Origin of the sequence: Sphingorhabdus sp. YGSMI21, from assembly GCF_002776575.1 — a bacterium.
Lineage (GTDB): Bacteria > Pseudomonadota > Alphaproteobacteria > Sphingomonadales > Sphingomonadaceae > Parasphingorhabdus.
Map to the genome: position 1 here is coordinate 2,262,942 of NZ_CP022548.1, position 20,605 is coordinate 2,283,546.

A 20,605-nucleotide genomic window follows, 5' to 3' on the forward strand; every position below is an offset into this window, starting at 1 on the left:
ACCGACAAACCATTAGATTGGCTATCGCTTTGCCGGCTCATGCTTTGGCCCGCCCGGATTTGTTGACAAATCCCGCCCATAGCCCTACATGCAGGCCTCTTTTCCTATAGTTTGCAGAATCAGGAGCGCCTTATGGCTCGCGTTACGGTTGAAGATTGCGTTGATAAAGTCACAAACCGGTTTGATCTGGTGTTGTTTGCTGCCCAGCGCGCACGTGAGATTTCGGGCGGCGCAGAGCTGACTGTCGATCGCGATCGCGATAAAAACCCGGTTGTCGCCCTGCGCGAAATCGCGGAAGAAACCGTCAAGCCAAAGGATCTGCAGGAAAGCCTGATTCAGTCGCTGCAGAAGGTTCTTATCGACGACGACGATACGCCGGATGAAATCGGTTCGATCAGCCAGTCGGCCGAAGCGCTTCGCCTGACAGCCGCTGCGCCACCACGCAGCGCCGGCGTCGCCGGAGATTACGGCCGCCGCTAAGCGATCTGCGGTCCGCCGCAAGATATATTGAGATAAAAGAAAAGGCCGCCGGGAATATCCCGAGCGGCCTTTTCTTTGTCCTGGCTTCTTGCCGGATCGCGAATCAGGCGCCTTGCGGTTCGGGATCGCCGAACGGGCCTTTTTTCTTCCGTCCCGCTTTCGGGATGGATGTGCCGATCGTCGGCACGGCCGCCGGCTTGATCACGCCGCCGTCCGGACGCTCGAACTTGCCGGTCTTGACCAGCTCGTCGATTTCCTCGCCGGACAGCGTCTCATATTCGAGCAGGGCATTGGCCAGCGCGTGCAGCTGATCCTCATAGGTGGTCAGAAGATGTTTCGCCCGGTCATAGCTGTCGTCGATCAGCTTGCGGATTTCCAGATCGATCTTCTTGGCCGTCTCGTCGGACATATGGACGCGCTGGGACTGCGAATAGCCGAGGAAGGTCTCGCCCTGTTCCTCTTCATATTGTAACGGTCCCATCAGGTCCGACATGCCCCACTGGGTGACCATGTCGCGGGCCAGCTTGGTCGCGTACTGGATGTCGCCGGAAGCACCGGAGGAAACCTTGTCATAGCCGAAGATGATTTCCTCGGCGACGCGTCCGCCCATCGACACCGCCAGATTGGCGTGCATCTTGTCGCGGTGGTAGCTGTAATTGTCCCGTTCGGGCAGGCGCATCACCATGCCGAGCGCACGGCCACGGGGGATGATCGTCGCCTTGTGGATCGGATCGGAGGCCGGCTCGTGGACCGAGACAATGGCATGGCCGGCTTCGTGATAGGCGGTCATTTTTTTCTCGTCGTCGGTCATCACCATGGACTTGCGCTCGGTGCCCATCATGACCTTGTCCTTGGCGTCCTCGAACTCGCTCATCGCGACCATCCGCTTGCCACGGCGGGCCGCCATCAGCGCTGCCTCGTTGACCAGATTGGCCAGATCAGCACCGGAGAAACCGGGCGTGCCGCGCGCAATGGTGCGCGCGTCGACGTCTGGCGCCAGCGGCACTTTCTTCATGTGGACAGCAAGGATTTTCTCGCGGCCTTCGATATCGGGGCGCGGTACGACAACCTGGCGGTCAAAGCGGCCTGGACGCAGCAGCGCTGGATCCAGCACGTCGGGACGGTTGGTTGCGGCAATGATGATGATGCCTTCATTGGCCTCGAAACCGTCCATCTCGACCAGCAGCTGGTTCAGCGTCTGCTCGCGTTCGTCATTGCCATTGCCGAGACCGGCACCACGATGACGGCCGACCGCGTCGATTTCGTCGATGAAGACGATGCAGGGCGCGTTTTTCTTCGCCTGTTCGAACATGTCGCGGACACGGCTGGCGCCGACGCCGACAAACATTTCGACAAAATCGGAACCGGAGATCGAGAAGAAGGGCACGCCTGCTTCGCCTGCGATAGCGCGGGCCAGCAGCGTTTTACCGGTACCCGGCGAACCGACGAGCAATGCGCCCTTGGGAATCTGGCCGCCCAGCTTGGCAAAGCGTCCGGGGTTTTTCAGAAATTCGACAATCTCTTCCAGCTCTTCGCGCGCTTCGTCGATACCGGCGACATCGGCAAAGGTGACCTTGCCCTGTTTTTCGGTCAGCAGCTTGGCCTTGGACTTGCCGAAGCCCATGGCGCCCGAGCCGCTGCCCTTCTGCATCTGGCGCAGCACAAAGAAGGCGATGCCGAGGATCAGCAGGAAGGGCAGGGACTGGACCAGGATGATCTGCCAGATACTGGCCTGTTCCTGTGCCTTGCCGCTATATTCGACGCCTTTCTCATCCAGCAGATTGACCAGCGACGGATCGCTGCCAACCGGCGTGGTGGAGAACATGTCGCCATTGGTCAGTTCACCGGTGATTTTGTCCGGCGCGATGGACACGCTTTTGACGCTGCCTTCCTCGACCTTGTTGCGGAAGGAAGAATAGCTGATGCCGGTTGCGCTCTCGCTGGAAGCGCCGGCACTAAACATCGAAACCGTAAGCAGAAGCGCGATGATGACGCCGGCCCAGATGAACATGCTTTTCATCCAGGGATTGTCTTTGGGATCCTGTTCGTCATTCATTGCGCATCTTGTCCTGTAATCATTGTTGCAGCGGATGAACGGCATCACGCCGCAATTATCTATGGTCTAAAGATAGTCCTTTTGCTGCGGATGACAATAACAAGGCCAATGTTTTTACCGATCAGTGTGATCGGAGCGGCCCGCCGTCCGGCCTGCAGCGGTGAATCAGCTGGTCCGCCGCTCCGGCGCGGGCTGAAAGCGCCAGACGGCGCCGCCCCGGCACAATATGTCGCCCAGGGTGACGGTTTCGCCCTTTTCCAGCGCGATGATTGTCTGGTCGATCTGGCTGCCGCGCGGTGACAGGGCAGGGTCGCAGCTATGCAGACATCGCAGCAGCAGCCGCCGCTGGATCTCGTGCGGGAAGCGCGTGCGGGAAAGGGTGCAGCCCAAGTCGGTGAGTTTGAGATGGTCTTCGGCAAGACGCTCGACCATCCATTCGATAGCCTCGCGCGCGTCCCCTAGTGCGCTGGCGCTCTGGCTGGCGAGGCTGGTGTCAAAACCTTCAAGATCCTGCAGCGCGTTGCGTACCCGCACACGGTCATAGCCCTGATCGCGATTGGAAGGATCGTCGACCGGGTCGAGACCATGGCCGGCAACATGGGAAACCAGTTCCGATTTCTGAAAATGCAGCAGGGGGCGGATGATATGGGTCCGTTTTTCACGGATCCCCGACATGCCGTCGATGCCGCTGCCGCGCAAGATGCGCATGATCATGGTCTCCAGCTGGTCATCGGCATGGTGGGCGGTTGCCAGCCAGTCGATATTCCGGTCTTTCATCCAGTCGTGGAGCAATCCGTAGCGCGCGTGCCGGGCCGCGCTCTGAATACTGCCGCGAATCGGAATGACGGGGCGCAATATGTCGTGCGGGATGCCGCGTTCGCGACAGATGGATGCGACAAATTCCGCCTCCTCGCGACCGGCAGGGCGCAGGCCATGATCAACCGTGGCAGCGGCGATCCTGTCCGGACAGGCCTGCAACGCCAGCAGCAACAGGGCAAGACTGTCGGGTCCGCCGGAAACCGCGAGGCCCAGCTTCTGCTCGCTGGATGCAAATGCCGGCAACAGCCGGTCCAGCGCCTCGGAAAACCGGGATTCGAGCGAGGCGGCCGTACCGGTCATGATCTATTTGCAGTTGGCGGCAGCCTTGCCCGATGTGACGCGATCGGCCAGCCGGCCACTGGCGACCTCGGGATAGACATCCTGCATCTCCGCCAATACGCGGCAGGCATCGGCCTTTTTCCCCAGCTGCACCAGCGCGGTGCTCAGGAAATAGAGACTGTCCGGCGCACGTTCGCCGCGTGGCCGTTTCTGGTAATTTTCATAGAGAGCAACCGAGGCGAGCGCCGGCTTCCCATCGTCCAGATAGGCGCGGCCAAGCAGATTCTGGGCGAAACTCGCGCGACGATGGGACGGATGATCCTCGACCATTTTTTTCAGCTGGGCCTGCGCCTCTGGATAGAATTTTGCGTCCCACAGCCGATAGCCGTAAATATAGGCATCTTCCCCGGCATCACCGGTTTCCGGCATGACGATCGCGGCGACCCCGACAACCCTCTGGGGATCGGGTGCAGCCTCTGTCGCCGGCGCCGGGGTGCTTTTCGGCGTGGATCCGCTGACACCGGCCGCGGGCAGCGTCGCGGCCGGGGCAGCGGCTGCCGCCATCCGGTCCTCCAGCTTTTTCAGCCGAAAGCCGTTTTCCTCGACCTGACCGGTCAGGTTGGCCAGACTGCGTTCCAGCGCGTCCACCCGGGCGATCAAGTCGCTCACAGCCGAGGTTGTAACCGATGCCGCTGGCGAAGCCGGGCCATTTTCCGCGGTGATCTCTGGCTCGAAATAGCGGGTCGAACCGCCCGGGAATATCTTGCGCTGAACCGCGCGCATTTCCTGTTCGAGCCGGTCCACGCGCTTGTCAACATCCGCGCTCTGAGCCGATGCAGGGGTGCTGGCAAGCAAGCTGGCGAGCAATATTGTGATACCGAATTTCTTCATCGAGGCCTCCGCTGATTGCGCCTATATTAACCATATATGGCGCTGAAAAGTAAAGAATATTATGCCGGAAAACGGGCGGACTCCGGCGACCGGCCGCTATCGTGACAGCCCCTGCGTCGCTTATTCAGATGACAGGTCTGCGTCCGGATTGCTGACCGTTTCCCGTGCCAGCAAGGCGGCGGCGCTGACCCCGACATCCTTGATCGTGCGCTCTGCGGTGCCCAGTTGCGGGACGACCTGTCCATCGATCGTGACGGTCAGGGCGGCGGGGCGCCCGGTCAGTATCTGCGGATCATTGGCATCAGCCGGTACCGTGAACGTGTCGCCGGCGGCCATTTCATCCTCGAACAGGCGCTCGCCCTCCGCATCATATATTTTCATCCAGACCGGTTCGGTTGCGGTCAGCACCACTATTCCCTGGCTGGATGGCGTCGGGCTGCTGCCCTGGACATTCTGTTCGCCGGAAGGTGCCGTTGCGCTTTCCGCCGGCGGCGTGCTGTCGCTTTCGGCGATCTGTTCCAGGTCACCGGGATTGAGGATCAGGGTGCGCCAGACGAGATAGCCGATCAGCACCAGCGCGCCGATGCCGGCGGCGGTCCAGGCGAGATAGCGGGGCGGGATGCTGGACGGGTTGGCCGGCGCATAGCCGCTGACTTCGGGCTGATAGGCTCCGTGACCCTGCTCGTCCATTTCCGCGCGCAGTTGGCTGCCAATGGCCGCATCGACCAGGCCGACGGTTCTGGCGTAGGATTTGGCGAAGCCGATCGCATAGGTTCGGCCGGGCAACGCGTCGAAATCGCCGCTTTCTATCGCTTCCAGATGGCGTTGCGGAATCCGGGTTTTTTTGGCGATATCTTCCAGCGAGAGATTTTTCTGCTCTCTCGCCCGACGCAATAATTCGCCGGTGCTGTGCAGATGCAGCTCGACATTTTCTTCGTCATTGGTTTCTTCGGCCACAAAAAACTCCCTTGGCCGGATCATTTTGCGACCCTTATCGCACTTCCCGGATATGCGACGAAAAAAGCCAGTTCGGGCGGCAAAAGTCAATGACTATCATGCTTTAGTCGCTGGATTTTTATAATTTGATTGGCTGGCTGGAATATTTGCCGGCCGATCAGCGGAAACGCGGTCAGTCCAGATCGACATTCTGCTGCAGGGCCCATTGTTCGAGACGCGATCTCGGTTCGGCCGGTGCTTCCTTCAAAATCGCCTCGATTTCCAGTCTGGCCTGGCCGAGGTCGAGCGACCGGACCATCGCCTTGATCGGACCGACCGAAGCGGGCGTGATCGACAGATTGCGAATGCCGAGACCGAGCAGCGCCAGCGCATCGAGGGGACGACCTCCCATTTCTCCGCAAATGCCGAGCGGAATGTTGAAGCGCGCGGCATTGTCCGAGACGCGCCGCAGGAACCGGAGAATGGCCGGGCTCATCCAGTCGAAACGTTCGGCCAGCTTCGGATTGCTCCGGTCGGCTGCAAACAGAAACTGGGTAAGATCATTGGTGCCGATCGAGAGAAAATCGAGGCGGTCTGCCATCAGGTCCATACATTCGGCCAACGCCGGAACCTCGAGCATGGCGCCATAACGAATCTGCGTCGGCAGGCGCTTTTTCTGGCTTTGCAAATAGGCGCGCTGGTTCTCGAATACCGCCCGCGCCTCGTCAAATTCCCATGGCTCGGCGACCATCGGGAACATGACATTCAGCTTCCGTCCCGCGGCCGCCTCGATCAGGGCGCGGGCCTGGACCTTCATCAGCGCATCCCGTTCGAGACCGATGCGGATCGCCCGCCAGCCCATCGCCGGATTGTCTTCCTTGATTTCGCTGGCCTGGAAATAGGGCAGGGGCTTGTCGCCGCCGATATCGACGGTGCGGAAAATGACCGGCTTCTCGCCGGCGGCATCCAGGACATCGCGATAGAAGCGTGTCTGCCCGGCGCGGCCCGGCATGGTCGCGGCGACCAGAAACTGGAATTCGGTCCGGAACAGACCGATACCGTCGGCTCCGGTCAGGTTGAGCAAGGCGAGATCGTCCCGCAAGCCGGCGTTGATATTGAGGGTGATCCGGACGCCGTCCCTGGTTACGGCTTCCTTGTCGCGCAGTTCGGAATAGGCAGCGCGCTTTTTCTGGCTGAGCTCGAGCTGCGCCTCGAACGCCTCCTCCATCGACGGGCTGGGGCGGACGAACACGGTCTTCTCGTCGACGTTGAGCAGAAGCGGGTCATCTTCCCGCACGACCTGCCGGATATTCTTGACCTGGCCGAGTATCGGAATGCCCATCGCTCGCGCGATGATCGTGACATGGGCGGTCAGCGAACCTTCCTCGAGGATGACGCCTTTCAGCTTGCGCCGGTCATATTCGAGCAGTTCTGCCGGCCCGAGATTGCGGGCAATCAGGATCGTGTCCTGCCGCAGGCCCATTTTGGCCGCCGTGCCCATTTGCCCGGACACCGTGCGCAGCAGCCGGTTGGCGAGATCTTCCAGATCGTGCATGCGCTCGGCCAGCAACGGATCGTCAATCTGCCGCATCCGCATCCTGGTATGCTGCTGCACGCGTTCGATAGCCGCTTCTGCGGTCAGGCCGCTGTCGATGGCTTCGTTGATGCGGCGGCTCCAGCCCTCGTCATAGGCGAACATCTTGTAGGTTTCGAGCACCTCCTCATGCTCGCCACCGACGCCGAATTCGGCCTGGCTGGTCATCTGGTCGATCTGGTCGCGCATCTTGTCGAAGGCGGAATAGACCCGGTGCCGCTCGGCCTCGGTATCCTCCGCCACTGTATGCTCTATCTTGACGCGCGGCTGGTGGAATACAGCATGGCCGCGGGCCTTGCCCTTGACCAGCTGCAAACCGCTCAGACGATTGGCCCCGACGTCGAGCGTCACCGTTTCTTCGGCCAGATTGTCATCGACCAGCTCGGCGCTGATGATCAGTTCGGACAGGACCATCGCCGCGGTCTGGAAGGCTTCGATCTCGACTTCGGAATAGCGTCGCGGCTCGACATGCTGGGCGCACAATACGCCGATCGACTGCTGGTTGCGGATGATCGGCACGCCGGCAAAACTGTGGAATTTTTCCTCACCGGTTTCCGGCCGGTACTGGAAGTCGGGATGGCTCGCTGCCTCGTCGAGGTTCAGTGTCTCGACATTCTTGGCGATATAGCCGGTCAGGCCTTCACCCATTGCAAGCTTCGTGACGTGGACGGCTTCCGCGTTCAGCCCGCGGGTCGCGAACAGTTCCAGCAATCCGTCGCGGCGCAAATAGATCGAGCAAACCTCGCTGCTCACCGCCTCGGCGATGGTTTCGACGACCTGGTTCAGTTTCGCCTGCGCGTTACCGCGCGACGCCATGATCGACCGGAGGCCGGTCAGGATATTGCGAGCAGTCTTGGTACTTGAGGGATCGGATGCGGGCATGATCTTTGCCTAGCAGAAAGGCCGGTTGAGTGCGATGCAGAAAACGGCCCTTCGGCCCAGGCAAATGTTATTTTTTCCGGTCGAGCCGGATCGCCGTCGCCGGAGCCCGGCTAGTCCAGCAATTCTTCCTTCAGTCGGAGCTTTTCTTTCTTCAGGCTATGGATTCGAATCGTGTCGGGAAGCGGGCGGGTTTCTTCTTCGTTTATCTTGCGTTCCAGCGCTTCATGTTTTTTGCGCAATGCTGACATGTGATCCTGAATCATTAAAGTCTCCTCAGAAAATGTTGTTTTTGAAAATGAAAGAGGGTGGAAGCTTCCTTTCCTGCTGTGACGGGCAATCCGCCGCGCCTTTGGCTTCATGATTTAAATGTCTTGGTTTCGACATGAACCATGAATAGGATCAAGATTGCAAAATTGTGAAAGCGGCGCAAGGGGGAGATTGATCCGGAATGGGGATGAGCGATGAAGAGTTGCAAATGCGGCTTGAAATGCTGAAAATCGAGCATCGCGATCTCGACGAAGCGATCGCCGCGCTGGTCGCAGCGGGCAATGCCGACCAATTGCGGACCGCGCGACTCAAGAAAAGAAAATTGCAGTTGCGCGACCGGATAATCGTGATCGAGAACCAGCTGATTCCCGACATCATTGCCTGAGGTCGCGGTCGTCTGCGGACTTGCCGTCCGTTAACCAGAATTGTCCACCAGTTAACCCCGAAATCTCCCGCGTGTCAGTTTGAAACAGCCGCCCCGCAGGGCTTTCTGACTTGTAAAATTAACTGTCAACGGATGGCGAAAAATTGCTACGGAGCGGATATGCCAAATCGTGAATCCCTTTTGACGCCTAGACTGATGGATGCACTATATGCCGAGGCAATGCTGCTGGCCGACGAATCCCGCTCCTATTTTGAATCGGGCCGGTTCCATGAAGAGGCAGACCCCGACGACCTTCTTGCGGTTTCTTTTTCCTGTGAATCGCTGAAAGTCACGACACGGCTGATGCATTGTATCGCCTGGCTGCTGAACCAGAAGGCCCTGCAGAGCGGGGAATTGTCCGAAGGCGAAGCGTGGAACCATTATCGCTCGCTCGGTCAGGCCCCGGTGACCGATCGGGCGCTGGTCAACCGTTTCCCGGCAGAAGCGCGCCAGATTGTCATGGCCAGCGAGGAATTGTTCGAGCGGCTGGAGCGCCTCGCGGCGCGCATGGACCAGGAAATCGAAGCGGAGTCAGCGGTCCAGGATATGTTCCGCCGACTCCAGAGCAGCTTTTAGCCCAGTGCGGTCCGTTCAGGCGGTCGCGACTTTTTCTTCGTCCATAGTCGGATAGTCGATATATCCCTCCGGTCCCTGGCTGTACCAGGTCGGGGTGAAATCGATCGGATTGAGTTCCGCGCCCGCCCGGAACCGTGCCGGCAGATCGGGATTGGTCATGAAGGTCCGGCCAAAGCTGATCGCATCGGCCTTGTTCTCGGCCAGCGCTGCGGTCGCATTATCATAAAAATAGTCGCTGTTCAGAACCAGCGGCCCCTTGAAAACCGGCCGGATATCGGGGCTGACCGGCGGCACATCGGTATTGCCGTAGGTACCGTGGGCAGGGGGCTCGCGCAGTTCGAGAAAGGCGATGCCGATCTGGTCGAGCAATTTTGCCGCCGCGGTAAAGGTTTCCACCGGCGTCGCGTCATCCGCGCCCTGGGAGTCGCCATTGGGGGACAGGCGCACGGCAACCCGGTCGCCGCCCCAGACATCGACCAGCTGCTGGGTCACTTCGCCGAGCAGCCGAATGCGATTCTCTACCGGTCCGCCATATTCGTCGGTCCGCAAATTGGTGCCGGACCGGATGAACTGGTCGATCAGATAGCCATTGGCTGCGTGCAGCTGCACGCCGTCAAAGCCGGCTTTCTTGGCATTTTCGGCTGCATTCTGGTAATCGTCGAGCAGGCCCGGGATTTCCGAGATTTCCAGCGGACGGGCTTCTTCATAGTCTCTTTTGCCCTGATAGGTGCGGACGCTGCCCGGCGCGGTGGTCGCGGACGCCGATACCGGCTTTTCGCCGCCGAGGAAATCGGGATGCACGATGCGGCCCATGTGCCAGAGCTGGCAGATGATCTTGCCGCCGGCCTGGTGTACACGCTCCACAACCGGTTTCCACGCTTCGGTCTGCGCGTCATTCCAGATGCCCGGAGCGAAAGGCGTGCCGAGGCCCTGCTGGCTGATCCCGGTGGCTTCCGAAATGATCACGCCGGCGCCGGAACGCTGCGCATAATATTCGCCCATGATCGGTGTGGGAACAAATTCCACGGTCGAACGACAGCGGGTGAGCGGGGCCATGAACATACGGTTTGCGGCCTCGATGGCGCCAACGGTGATCGGATCGAACAATGTGGTCAAGATGGAATTCCCTTAAACAGAGGCATGGATTGTTAATCAGACAGTTAAGTTGCCGCTCCCGCAAATGCAATGGTTTGAAACCGAGCAATTTCTGTCTATGTTGATAGCTCTGATTTCAAAGGAACCTCCATGTCTGCATCGCTTCCCGAAGATCCGACCCTGGACGAAGTGCGCTCTTTTCTTGCGCCATCGCTGGCCGCGCAGGCGGCGTTCGACGGCTGGAACGAAAAGGCGGTGCTGGCTGCGGCAGGCCTTGCCGGCGTCGATGCCGATCTTGCCAGATTGGCCTTTAACGAGGGGCCGGTCGATATGATCGACGCCTGGTTCCAGGCAATAGACGAGAAAATGGCAGCGAAATACAGCGCCGATGAACTGGCTGGAATGAGAATCCGGGAGCGGATCAAGGCGCTGGTCGAAGCGCGGCTGGAAGCGCTCGGGCCGGACCGCGAAGGCCTGCGGCGGGCGCTGGCAATATTGGCTGCTCCGCCGCATTTGCGCCGGGCCGCGAAAATGGGCTGGCGGGCCGCCGACGCAATGTGGCGACTGGCCGGAGACACCGCGACCGACTATAATCATTATACCAAGCGGACCCTGTTGTCCGGCGTTTACGGGAGTACGATCAGCGTCTTTCTCGACGATGAGAGCGAAGGCTATTCGGACAGCAGGGCGTTCCTGGATCGACGGATCGAAAATGTCATGCAGTTTGAAAAGGCCAAGGCCAAGGTCACCGGTCGCGGCGGTGACCGGTTCAGCATGGCGCGCTTTGTCGGGCGGTTGCGCTATCGGGGCACGTAAGCGATATCGCTCCGGTGGCGGGGCGGATCAGCGCGCGCTGCGCCCGGCTGTAAATTCGCAGAAAAAGACTCGCCAATCTCAATCAATATTGATAATCAATCGCAATTAGAAAGGCCTCGTTGCGATATATGCAGACACCCACAACCCTTGACCAGCTGTCACTCAGGCAGAATGCTGAAATCGTGGCAATCGACTGGGGAGCCATTTCCGATAACGAGGGACGTCGTCTGCGCGCGCTTGGCATCGATGAGGGCGTCTCGATCGAGAAATTGCACAAGGGCATGTTCGGACTGAATGATCCGATAGCATTGAAAGTCGGACGGATGATGATCGCTATTCGCAAATCCCATGCACAGGCGATATCGGTCCAGCCGGTAGCGGTTACGATAGCCGCCTGATCGATGACTGAAGCTGCACCACTGATTGTCCTCGCGGGCAACCCCAATTCGGGCAAAAGCGCCCTGTTCAACGCCTTGACCGGCGCCCGGCAGAAAATTGCCAATTATCCCGGTGTCACGGTCGAGCGCAAATCCGGGCATTTTGTTTTCGCCGACGGCCGACCTGCCGAACTGGTGGACTTGCCGGGCAGCTACAGCCTTGACCCGACCAGCCCAGATGAAGAGGTGACGCGCGGCGTTATCATGGGGCTGCAAAAGGGCGAACGCCGGCCCGACATGATTGTGCTGGTGCTCGATGCGGCCAATCTCGACAATCATCTCCGTTTCGCGCTCGAGGTCATCGCGCTCGGCCAGCCGGTCGTGGTGGCGCTCAACATGATGGATCTGGCGGAGCGGGACGGTTTGACGCTCGATCCGGCTAAGCTCGAACAGGCGCTCGGGGTTCCCGTGGTACCGACGGTTGCCGTTCGCCGGCGCGGACTGGAAGATCTGTCCGCGACCGTCGAATCCCGTCTCAAGCTGAAGCAGGATGGCGCCAGACCGATTGTCGCGCAGGAGCGCGATCACGGTTTGCGGCAGCAGGCCAAGCGGATTGCCAACCAGGCGATCGTTTCCGAAACCGCAGGACGGCGCTGGTCGGAACGGGCCGACCGCCTGTTCCTCCACCCCATTGCCGGACCGTTGATTCTGCTCTCGGTGCTGTTTGTCATGTTCCAGGCGGTGTTCGCCTGGTCAGAGGCGCCGATCGGCTGGATCGAAGGTGCCAGCGAATGGGTCGCGGCGGCCGTCGAATCGAACCTGTCGCCGGGCTTCCTGCGCGACTTCATCATCGAAGGCGCGATTGCCGGTGTTGGCTCGGTCGTCGTGTTCCTGCCACAGATCCTGATCCTGTTCCTGTTCATCCTGCTGCTCGAAGCGAGCGGCTATATGACACGCGCCGCTTTCATCATGGACCGGCTGATGGCCAGTGTCGGCCTGTCCGGGCGCAGCTTCATACCGTTGCTGTCGTCCTTCGCCTGCGCCATTCCCGGCATCATGGCAACGCGCAGCATCTCCGATCCGAGAGACCGGCTGACGACGATATTGGTCGCGCCGCTGATGACCTGTGCCGCGCGGCTGCCGGTGTACGCGATCATCATTGGTGCTTTCATTCCGCCGACCAGCGTCGGACCGGGTATCGGTCTGCAGGGGCTGGTCCTTTTCGGGCTCTATGTCTTCGGCATTGTCGGCGCGATGATCGTCGCGCTGGTGCTGCGCTCGACGGTGACCAAGGGGCCGAACAGCGGCTTCCTGATGGAAATGCCGAAATATCAGCTGCCAAGCCTGCGCGACATATTGATCGGCCTGTGGCAGCGTGCCTGGATATTCCTGCGCCGTGCCGGCACGATCATCTTTGCCGCGACCGTCATATTGTGGCTGCTGCTGACCTTCCCGAAGGTCCCCGAAGACAGCGCCATGAGCCAGGTCGACTATAGTGCTGCGGGACGGATCACCAATGTCATCGCCCCGATCGTCAAGCCGATCGGCTTCGACCGTGATATCGCGCTTGCCCTGATCCCGGCGATGGCCGCCCGCGAAGTGGCTGTCGCGGCGCTGGCGACGACCTATGCGATCGATGCGCCGGACGAAGAGGCGGAAGCCAAGTCGCTGACCGAAAGGCTGCAAAGCCGCTGGTCGCTGCCGACCGCACTGGCCTTTCTCGCCTGGTTCGTCTTTGCCCCGCAATGTATTTCGACGATTGCCGTTACACGCCGTGAAACCAACGGCTGGAAATGGCCGACCTTCATGCTCGTCTATCTTTTTGCGCTCGCCTATGTCGCGGCCGGTATTACATATTGGAGTGCCGTCGCGCTCGGTCTATAGAGTCTCCCAAGAATCGTTAATCACGTTATTTTTTTGGGGAATTTGAAATGGCCGGCGGCATCAACAAAGTCATCATCGTAGGCAATCTGGGCAAGGATCCGGAAGTGCGTACCTTCGCCAATGGCGGTAAAGTCTGCAATTTCAGCGTCGCGACATCGGAAAGCTGGAAAGACAAGCAGACCGGCGAGCGCAAGGAAAAGACCGAGTGGCACAATATCTCGATCTATAATGAAGGCCTTGCCGGCGTTGCCGAAAAATATCTGCGCAAGGGCAGCAAGGTCTATCTCGAAGGCAAGCTCCAAACCCGCAAATGGCAGGACCAGTCCGGCAACGACCGCTATTCGACCGATGTCGTGCTGCAGGGCTTTGACGCGAAAATGGAAATGCTCGACAGCCGCCAGGGCGGCGGCGGTGGCCAGGGTGGCGGTTCCAATGACGGCTGGGGCGGTGGCGCACCGTCCGGTGGCGGCGCTGGTGGCGGTTCCGGCGGTGGCTGGGGCCAGACCGGTGGCGGTGGCCAGGGCGGCGGCGCCTTTGACAGCGATCTGGACGATGATGTTCCGTTCTAGGTCCATCGCCTATTACTGATCAGCGAAAAGCCGGTGATGTCCCGAAAGCGGATATCGCCGGTTTTCCATTTTGGGGTCGCAATTTTTGATCCTGAGTTGCCAGGCTATGATGATGAGTGCAATTTATGACAAAATCGGTCTCGGCTATGCTCGCAAACGCAAACCGGACTACAGAATTGCCAGAGCGATCCACGATGCGCTGGGCGATGCACAATCGATCCTGAATGTCGGGGCCGGAACCGGTTCTTATGAACCAGATAACCGCACGGTGACCGCGCTCGAACCCTCCGCCGAGATGATAGGCCAGCGGCCACCGGATGCGGCAAAAGCCTATCAGGGATCTGCGGAAGCCATCCCCTTTGCCGACAACCAGTTTGACGCCGCGATGGCGGTGCTGACGGTTCACCACTGGTCGGATTTCAAGGCGGGCCTCCGCGAGATGCGCCGCGTCGCAAAAGGTCCGTTGGTGATCCTGACTTTCGATCCGGAATCGCACTATTTCTGGCTGGCCGATTATATCCCGGAAATTATCGCACTCGATCAGCCGATCATGCCAAAGCTGGAGGCATTCGAACGGATATTGGGGCCATGCAAGGTCGAAGTTGTGCCAGTACCGCACGATTGTACGGACGGGTTTCTGGGTGCTTATTGGCAGCGCCCGCACGCCTATCTCGACCCGGAGGTCCGGGCCGCAATATCAACCTTTGCGAAGCTCGACAATATTACGAATGCTCTCACAAAATTGGAACAGGACTTGGCCTCTGGCGCCTGGGAAGAACGTTATGGGCATTTGATGGAGCTGAAGAACCTGGACGTCGGCTACCGGCTAGTGGTCGCTCAACCGATCTCGAAAAAGGAATAAACCGGGCCGTCCGCTGTCTGCTCGCCGGTTCCGACCGCAACAACATCGTTCAGCCAGAGATATTGCGCCGCGCCGGCCTCGAACTTTGCCGTCACAGCCAGCGAATATTCCTCCGGTTTCAGCAGCGCGCCTTTGGAAAAGCGGTCCATGGTTTCCGGCGCGGCCAGAAACCGGCCCTGATAGTTCAGATAGATCATTGCGCCGTCATCGGTCTGGAGCGGCAGGCGGACGTCGATTTCCATGACACCATCAGGCCGGTTGATCACCCAGTCGGCGCCGGGCAGGACCGCGCCGTTCAATCGTTCGCCAGAAAAGCGGCCGCCGGTCACGGGCGCGATGCGGCGCAATCCCGCCGGTGTCCGGCCAATCACCTTCATGCCGGCAAAATCGACCGACAGGGTCATGGTCATGAGATGGTCGTGCTTGAGCTGCGTCATGGAAACTCTTTTCTGTTGCCGGAACAGGCAGGCTGCGGGCGTTAAAGTTTATGCCCGGTGCGGTCGCGCTTGGTGTCGAGATAAAATGCATTGTGCGGATTGGCAGCAATCTTGACCGGCAGCCGCTCTTCCACGGTCACGCCACATGCTTCCAGACCTTCCACCTTTTCCGGATTGTTGGTCAGCAATTTGACCTTCTTTATATTGAGCAGTTCCAGCATCCGCGCCGCGATCGAAAAGTCCCGGGCATCAATCGCAAAGCCCAGCCGCTGGTTGGCGTCCACCGTATCAAAGCCCTGGTCCTGCAACGCATAAGCCCGCAACTTGTTGATCAAGCCGATGCCGCGCCCTTCCTGCCGCAGATAGAGCAGGACACCCCAGTTCGCCTCGGTCATCTGGCCGAGCGCGGCGTGCAGTTGCGGGCCGCAGTCGCATTTCAGGCTGCCGAGAACATCGCCGGTCAGGCATTCGCTGTGCAGGCGGACGACCGGCGTGCTGGCGTCGCGCTTGCCGACGACCAGCGCGACATGGTCGGTAGCATCGGCGTCGCTGCGGAAGCCGTAGATATGCGCTTCCGCATTGGCCGCAACGGGCAGCCTGGCATGGGCGCTGATGATCAGCGTAGAAGCATCGGCATAGGCCGTCGCATCCTCCGCCTCGACTTTGTCTTCAGCCTCGTCGACGATCACGAAGGCGGGGAGCAGGCCGCCCTGCCGCGCCAGTTCCATCGCCGCGGTGGCGGCCGCCGCATTGGTCAGCGGCTCGCTGCGGAACGGGCCCTTCATCGGATATTGCATGTCGAGCACGGGATCGACGATGGCGATAATCTCTGCCGCGGTTACCGGCGCCGGCAGGCTGATCTGGATCGGCAGGTTCGGGTCAGCCGCGGCAAACTGGTTGAGCAGTTTCAGCGTCGCTGCCCGGCTGGCGGAAAGGATCAACGAGATGGTTCCCGACGCGGGCAAGGCCTCGTCCAGATTCGCGGTCTCTACCGGCAGCAGGTTGAGCCGCGTGCCGTCGGCTTCGACGCCAATCGGCCAGCCGCGGCGCAGCGCGTCAATCGCGCGGGCCGCTCTGCGAGCCGCTGCCTTGCGGGCCTCGTCGTGAGGCGCTGTGTTCAAAATTCGAATTCCGTGATCAGCGGCGCGTGATCCGAAGGCTTGCCCCAGCTGCGCGCGTCCTCGAGGACCGAATGGCTGACCGCCTTGTCGGCCAGTTCCGGGCTGACCCAGACATGGTCGAGCCGCCGACCCTTGTCCGAAGCCCGCCAGTCCTTAGCGCGATAGCTCCACCAGGTGAACAGGCGCTCCGGATCGGGGATCAGCTTGCGGCCGACATCGACCCAGCCATGGGCATCGCGCATGGCATAAAGATGGTCGATTTCGACCTGGGTGTGGCTGACGACCTTGAGCAGGGCCTTGTGGCTCCAGACGTCCGACTCGAGCGGCGCGACGTTAAAGTCGCCCATCAGGATCGTCGGCTCCCTGAGATTGGCCGACCAATCGGTCATCCGCCCGAAGAAATCGAGCTTCTGACCGAATTTCGGATTGAGCTCCCGGTCCGGAATTTCGCCGCCCGCGGGAATATAGACATTTTCGATACGCACGCCGTTTTGCAGGACCGCGCCGACATGGCGGGCTTCGCCATTATTCTGCCAGTCAAACCGCTCGTCCTTGTGCAGCGGCACGCGGCTGATGATCGCGACGCCATGGTGCATCGGCTGGCCGTGCAAGATCATGTGATTATAGCCGAGGCGGCGGAACATCCCTTCGGGAAATTGTTCGTTGCGCACCTTGGTTTCCTGCAGGCACAGGACATCGGGGGCTTCTTCGGTGAGGAAGCGCTCGACGATGTCGAGGCGGGCACGGATGCTGTTAATATTCCAGCTGACGATTTTCAGACTATCACTCATGCCGAGTCTGATAGCCACGCTCGCGCAGAAACCCAAGCCCAAAGGCGATAGAGATTCATGCTATTCTAACGGCCCGGAAAAGGAAAACCCCCACCTCCGGGGGCATTAAGGAGGTGGGGGCAAACTCGCGTTCGTCACGCATAGAATGGGTCGAAACTTTGTTGGTCAGGTAACAGGGGGAAAACCTGACTGTCTCTTCTCATCCTGTTTTTGGTTATAGTCCCGTGTTTCTGTCGGGAGTATGAACGAGAGAAGGATCATTTTCTGCTGATCGGCAGTCCGTCTCGGTTCACCGCTTGGCCCGGCTTTTCCTCCGCGGATCGGTCCAGTTGAAGCTGCTGTTGGCAACGGGAACCCCGAATTTCTGGTTGGAGAGACGGATCGAGGTGCGGTTGTTTTTCGAATCGAGTGATACCCAGCCATCCAGGCTCAGGCCAGCGGGCGCGCCGGGCTTTTTCGTGAAAACCATCGTGATCACGCCATATTCCGGACGTTTCGGATCGCGGACCTCGACGCTCAGCACGGCCGGATTGCGAGTCGGAATGACCTTGCCATATTTGGACAGGTCGCGCTCCGGATTGAGCAGCGCGGCAAGCGGGCTGTTGCCGATCGGCCAGCGCTGGACCTGGTTCACGTCATAGTCGATCAGCGTCAGCGCTTTCCCGTCGCCAACGATCAGCAGATTGGCGTCTTTCTGATATTGAAAGCGAATCTTTCCGGGCTGCTTCAATAGGAGCTTTCCGGTCAGCAGCTGGCCGCCGCGGTCGGTCTGGCTGAAATTGGCGGTCATCGTGGTCATGGCGCGCAGATGCGCCTGAACTTTCGACAAATCGTCGGCGGGGCTTTGCTGTGCAGTGGCGGGCAGGCTTGCTGTCAGGGCCAGCGGCGCAGCGATCAAGGCGAAACCATATTTCAACATTACAAAAACTCCAGATTATCAAGCAAGCCGCCTAGCGAATGGCGATTGAACGATGGCTTAATCACTTTGTCAGCAAAGCGGGCAGGGTCGCGGCGCTAGAGCGGCTCGCCGTGCTGGTCGCGCAGCACTTCGCGGCGACCGATATGGTTGGGCGGACTGATAAATTCATCCTCTTCCATCCGGTCGATAATCCGCGCAGCGGTATTATAACCGATCCGCAACTGCCGCTGAAGCCAGCTGGTCGAGACTTTCTGGCTCTCAAAGACGATCTGGCAGGCCTGAGTATATTGCCGGTCTTCCTTGCTGTCGCTCAGATCCGCGCCGTCGAGGGCAAAGCTGCCGTCTTCGGGTTCCTCGGTCACCGCCTGGATGTAATCCGGCGTGCCCTGTGAACGCCAGTGGTCGGCAACCCGCCGCACTTCGTCATCGGAGACGAACGGTCCGTGAACACGCGTCAGCTGCTTGCCGCCGGGCATGTACAGCATGTCGCCCTTGCCGAGCAGCTGCTCCGCGCCCTGTTCGCCCAAAATGGTGCGGGAGTCGATCTTGGAGGTGACGTGGAAGCTGATCCGGGTCGGCAGGTTGGCCTTGATCACGCCGGTGATGACGTCGACCGAAGGGCGCTGGGTGGCCATGATCAGGTGAATACCCGCCGCGCGTGCCTTTTGCGCCAGCCGCTGGATCAGGAATTCTACTTCCTTGCCGGCGGTCATCATAAGATCGGCCAGCTCGTCGACGATGATCACGATCTGCGGCAATACTTCGAAGTCGAGCTGCTCTTCCTCGTAGATCGGGCGAGAGGTTTCCGGGTCATAGCCGGTCTGGACGCGGCGGCCGAGCGGCTGGCCCTTGGCCTTGGCGGCTTTCACCTTCTCGTTATAATTGGCGAGATTGCGAACCGAAATCGACGACATCATCCGGTAGCGTTCTTCCATCTGCTCGACCGCCCATTTCAGCGCCCGAATGGCCTTGGCCGGTTCGGTAACGACCGGCGACAGCAGATGCGGGATATCGTCATAGGTGCTGAGTTCCAGCATCTTCGGATCGATCATGATCATTTTGCAGTCTTCGGGCGTCAGCCGGTAGAGCAAAGACAGGATCATGCAGTTCAGGCCGACCGATTTACCCGAACCGGTGGTGCCGGCGACGAGCAGATGCGGCATTGGCGCGAGATCGGCAATCACCGGATCGCCTGAGATATTCTTGCCCAAAATGATCGGCAGCTTGCCGGTCTGCTCGGCGAAACTGTCGCTGCCGACCATCTCGTGCAGCACGACCATTTCGCGATTGGCATTGGGAAGCTCGATGCCCATGACCGTGCGTCCGGGAATGGCGGCGACGCGCGCCGAAAGGGCGGACATGTTGCGGGCGATATCTTCGGCGAGCTGGATGACGCGGCTTGCCTTGATGCCGGGTGCCGGTTCCAGTTCGTACATGGTAACCACCGGACCTGGCCGGACTGCGTTGATCGTACCTTTCACGTGGAAATCGTCGAGTACGGATTCGAGCAGCCGCGCGTTGCGTTCCAGCCCGGCCTTGTCGATCACATTGTTGCTCTGCTCCGGTGCCGGGGTCAGCAGATCGAGCGACGGCAGCACATAGGGTCCGAAGAAATCGCCCTGCTTGCCCTTGTTGACGCCTGCTTTCTTTGGCGGAAGGGCCCGTTCGCTGATCTCCGGCGGGGGCCGGTTGTCGGGTTTCACCGCCTTGCGCGGAGCCGGTTCCTTCTTCGCCTTCGGCTTTTCCGTTCCCGAGCGGTCCGGTTCGATCACCAGGCCATCGTCTTTCGCGGCGAACGGACTTTTGATGGTCGGCATCCGGAGCGAAGCGCCGGAGAAGAGCGGCCGGTCGAGCCGCAGGCTGAAATAGCCGAGCACCAGGCCGCCGGTCAGGGTCAGGGCGGTCAATATGCCGGAGATCAGCCCGCTCCAGCTGGCGGATATGGCGTTGAGGCCGGCGCTGGTTCCGCCGGCGATCAGCATGCCGGCGAGGCCGCCGAGGCCGGACGGCAATTCCATTTCCGGTTCCGGAAACCACAGGGCGAGCGCAGTGCCGACCAGCAATGCCGCCAGAAAACACCAGAGCAATTGCTGTTTCCAGCCGGGTTGCGGGATGTCGCGCCACAGCCGGTTGGCCAGCACCAGAAACAGCGGCAGAAACAGCAGGACGGGCAGGCCGATCAGGAAGAGCAGCAGGTCGGCCAGATAGGAGCCGAAGACACCCATCCAATTATGCTCGACGCCGGCCGCCGATGTGTTGAAGGCGGGATCGCTGGGGGAATAGCTGACCAGCGCCAGAAACAGGAAGATGGTCGCCAGAAAAATCGCGATGGCCCCGATCAGGGCACCACTGCGCAACAGGCTGAGGCGCATGATCTCGCGCCAGTTCGCTTCATTGGCTTTGTCCGCCATCATATACTCCCGTGCGTCACCCCAGCCGAAGGCGCGCGTTAACTAACTGCTCCTTTGCGCGAATCGGGGACTCGCCGTCAAGTTTCTTGGCTTTATTTTACCGGATTTGCCTTTCTTTC

20 protein-coding genes are annotated in these 20,605 nt (G+C 60.1%); 8 read left to right on the forward strand and 12 right to left on the reverse strand.

Annotated features, from left to right (window positions below):
* Nucleotides 1-132: 132 nt before the first annotated feature.
* Nucleotides 133-480, forward strand: a complete 348-nt coding sequence (rpoZ, locus tag CHN51_RS11090) for a DNA-directed RNA polymerase subunit omega (protein ID WP_067201203.1) — start codon at nt 133-135, stop codon at nt 478-480.
* Nucleotides 481-583: 103 nt separating this feature from the next.
* Here the strand turns inward: rpoZ and ftsH are convergent, their stop codons facing one another.
* From ftsH to CHN51_RS20375, 6 genes are all read right to left on the reverse strand, one after another.
* A complete protein-coding gene (ftsH, locus tag CHN51_RS11095; protein WP_100094066.1) occupies nt 584-2,536 on the reverse strand; it encodes an ATP-dependent zinc metalloprotease FtsH in 1,953 nt (650 codons plus the stop codon).
* 165 nt (nt 2,537-2,701) lie between these two features.
* The gene (gene tilS / locus CHN51_RS11100) at nt 2,702-3,655 is read right to left on the reverse strand and encodes a tRNA lysidine(34) synthetase TilS (RefSeq protein ID WP_100094067.1); all 954 of its coding nucleotides are present in this window, start codon (nt 3,653-3,655) and stop codon (nt 2,702-2,704) included.
* Nucleotides 3,656-3,658: 3 nt separating this feature from the next.
* Complete coding sequence (locus CHN51_RS11105) at nt 3,659-4,525, reverse strand: hypothetical protein (protein WP_100094068.1); 867 nt, start codon at nt 4,523-4,525, stop codon at nt 3,659-3,661.
* A 120-nt stretch (nt 4,526-4,645) separates the two neighbouring features.
* Nucleotides 4,646-5,482: a RodZ domain-containing protein gene (locus CHN51_RS11110; RefSeq protein WP_164089125.1), complete on the reverse strand. Its 837-nt coding sequence runs from the start codon at nt 5,480-5,482 to the stop codon at nt 4,646-4,648.
* 172 nt (nt 5,483-5,654) lie between these two features.
* Complete coding sequence (ptsP, locus tag CHN51_RS11115; protein ID WP_100094070.1) at nt 5,655-7,937, reverse strand: phosphoenolpyruvate--protein phosphotransferase; 2,283 nt, start codon at nt 7,935-7,937, stop codon at nt 5,655-5,657.
* Between the two features lie 110 nt (nt 7,938-8,047).
* Complete coding sequence (locus tag CHN51_RS20375; RefSeq protein ID WP_346426323.1) at nt 8,048-8,296, reverse strand: YdcH family protein; 249 nt, start codon at nt 8,294-8,296, stop codon at nt 8,048-8,050.
* A gap of 95 nt (nt 8,297-8,391) precedes the next feature.
* On the opposite strand from CHN51_RS20375, the gene CHN51_RS11125 reads away from it, so the two are divergent.
* Both CHN51_RS11125 and CHN51_RS11130 read left to right on the forward strand, forming a co-directional pair.
* Nucleotides 8,392-8,589: a DUF465 domain-containing protein gene (locus CHN51_RS11125; protein WP_100095595.1), complete on the forward strand. Its 198-nt coding sequence runs from the start codon at nt 8,392-8,394 to the stop codon at nt 8,587-8,589.
* Between the two features lie 159 nt (nt 8,590-8,748).
* Nucleotides 8,749-9,204: a DUF1465 family protein gene (locus CHN51_RS11130; RefSeq protein WP_164089127.1), complete on the forward strand. Its 456-nt coding sequence runs from the start codon at nt 8,749-8,751 to the stop codon at nt 9,202-9,204.
* A gap of 15 nt (nt 9,205-9,219) precedes the next feature.
* Here the strand turns inward: CHN51_RS11130 and CHN51_RS11135 are convergent, their stop codons facing one another.
* A complete protein-coding gene (locus tag CHN51_RS11135) occupies nt 9,220-10,320 on the reverse strand; it encodes an alkene reductase (protein ID WP_100094073.1) in 1,101 nt (366 codons plus the stop codon).
* Nucleotides 10,321-10,449: 129 nt separating this feature from the next.
* Between CHN51_RS11135 and CHN51_RS11140 the strand changes: the two genes are divergently transcribed.
* From CHN51_RS11140 to CHN51_RS11160, 5 genes are all read left to right on the forward strand, one after another.
* Nucleotides 10,450-11,115 (forward strand): COQ9 family protein, encoded by a 666-nt coding sequence (locus tag CHN51_RS11140; protein WP_100094074.1) that lies wholly within the window; start codon nt 10,450-10,452, stop codon nt 11,113-11,115.
* A 128-nt stretch (nt 11,116-11,243) separates the two neighbouring features.
* Nucleotides 11,244-11,513, forward strand: coding sequence for a FeoA family protein (locus tag CHN51_RS11145; RefSeq protein WP_100094075.1), 270 nt, complete (start codon nt 11,244-11,246; stop codon nt 11,511-11,513).
* A gap of 3 nt (nt 11,514-11,516) precedes the next feature.
* Nucleotides 11,517-13,376: a ferrous iron transporter B gene (locus CHN51_RS11150; RefSeq protein ID WP_100094076.1), complete on the forward strand. Its 1,860-nt coding sequence runs from the start codon at nt 11,517-11,519 to the stop codon at nt 13,374-13,376.
* A 47-nt stretch (nt 13,377-13,423) separates the two neighbouring features.
* Entirely contained in the window at nt 13,424-13,945 is a 522-nt protein-coding gene (gene ssb / locus CHN51_RS11155; protein WP_100094077.1) for a single-stranded DNA-binding protein, read from the forward strand.
* A gap of 106 nt (nt 13,946-14,051) precedes the next feature.
* Complete coding sequence (locus CHN51_RS11160) at nt 14,052-14,807, forward strand: class I SAM-dependent methyltransferase (protein WP_240616700.1); 756 nt, start codon at nt 14,052-14,054, stop codon at nt 14,805-14,807.
* On the opposite strand, the gene CHN51_RS11165 is transcribed toward CHN51_RS11160, so the two are convergent.
* The 5 genes from CHN51_RS11165 to CHN51_RS11185 form a co-directional block, all read right to left on the reverse strand.
* The gene (locus CHN51_RS11165; protein ID WP_100094078.1) at nt 14,783-15,244 is read right to left on the reverse strand and encodes a DUF3237 domain-containing protein; all 462 of its coding nucleotides are present in this window, start codon (nt 15,242-15,244) and stop codon (nt 14,783-14,785) included. The genes CHN51_RS11160 and CHN51_RS11165 overlap by 25 nt on opposite strands.
* Before the next feature lie 41 nt (nt 15,245-15,285).
* Complete coding sequence (ribA, locus tag CHN51_RS11170; RefSeq protein WP_240616701.1) at nt 15,286-16,365, reverse strand: GTP cyclohydrolase II; 1,080 nt, start codon at nt 16,363-16,365, stop codon at nt 15,286-15,288.
* Entirely contained in the window at nt 16,362-17,156 is a 795-nt protein-coding gene (xth, locus tag CHN51_RS11175) for an exodeoxyribonuclease III (protein ID WP_100094080.1), read from the reverse strand. Before xth ends, ribA begins: the two co-directional genes overlap by 4 nt.
* 289 nt (nt 17,157-17,445) lie before the next feature.
* A complete protein-coding gene (locus tag CHN51_RS11180) occupies nt 17,446-18,075 on the reverse strand; it encodes an outer membrane lipoprotein carrier protein LolA (protein WP_100094081.1) in 630 nt (209 codons plus the stop codon).
* A 95-nt stretch (nt 18,076-18,170) separates the two neighbouring features.
* Nucleotides 18,171-20,486, reverse strand: a complete 2,316-nt coding sequence (locus CHN51_RS11185; RefSeq protein WP_100094082.1) for a DNA translocase FtsK — start codon at nt 20,484-20,486, stop codon at nt 18,171-18,173.
* Nucleotides 20,487-20,605 lie beyond the last annotated feature (119 nt).

Coding starts and splice junctions, on each gene's coding strand:
- rpoZ (WP_067201203.1), top strand. CDS start 133: ATGGCTCGCGTTACGGTTGAAGATTGCGTTGATAAAGTCACAAACCGG.
- ftsH (WP_100094066.1), bottom strand. CDS start 2,536: ATGAATGACGAACAGGATCCCAAAGACAATCCCTGGATGAAAAGCATG.
- tilS (WP_100094067.1), bottom strand. CDS start 3,655: ATGACCGGTACGGCCGCCTCGCTCGAATCCCGGTTTTCCGAGGCGCTG.
- CHN51_RS11105 (WP_100094068.1), bottom strand. CDS start 4,525: ATGAAGAAATTCGGTATCACAATATTGCTCGCCAGCTTGCTTGCCAGC.
- ptsP (WP_100094070.1), bottom strand. CDS start 7,937: ATGCCCGCATCCGATCCCTCAAGTACCAAGACTGCTCGCAATATCCTG.
- CHN51_RS20375 (WP_346426323.1), bottom strand. CDS start 8,296: ATGAAGCCAAAGGCGCGGCGGATTGCCCGTCACAGCAGGAAAGGAAGC.
- CHN51_RS11125 (WP_100095595.1), top strand. CDS start 8,392: ATGAGCGATGAAGAGTTGCAAATGCGGCTTGAAATGCTGAAAATCGAG.
- CHN51_RS11130 (WP_164089127.1), top strand. CDS start 8,749: ATGCCAAATCGTGAATCCCTTTTGACGCCTAGACTGATGGATGCACTA.
- CHN51_RS11140 (WP_100094074.1), top strand. CDS start 10,450: ATGTCTGCATCGCTTCCCGAAGATCCGACCCTGGACGAAGTGCGCTCT.
- CHN51_RS11145 (WP_100094075.1), top strand. CDS start 11,244: ATGCAGACACCCACAACCCTTGACCAGCTGTCACTCAGGCAGAATGCT.
- CHN51_RS11150 (WP_100094076.1), top strand. CDS start 11,517: ATGACTGAAGCTGCACCACTGATTGTCCTCGCGGGCAACCCCAATTCG.
- ssb (WP_100094077.1), top strand. CDS start 13,424: ATGGCCGGCGGCATCAACAAAGTCATCATCGTAGGCAATCTGGGCAAG.
- CHN51_RS11160 (WP_240616700.1), top strand. CDS start 14,052: ATGATGATGAGTGCAATTTATGACAAAATCGGTCTCGGCTATGCTCGC.
- CHN51_RS11165 (WP_100094078.1), bottom strand. CDS start 15,244: ATGACGCAGCTCAAGCACGACCATCTCATGACCATGACCCTGTCGGTC.
- xth (WP_100094080.1), bottom strand. CDS start 17,156: ATGAGTGATAGTCTGAAAATCGTCAGCTGGAATATTAACAGCATCCGT.
- CHN51_RS11180 (WP_100094081.1), bottom strand. CDS start 18,075: ATGTTGAAATATGGTTTCGCCTTGATCGCTGCGCCGCTGGCCCTGACA.
- CHN51_RS11185 (WP_100094082.1), bottom strand. CDS start 20,486: ATGGCGGACAAAGCCAATGAAGCGAACTGGCGCGAGATCATGCGCCTC.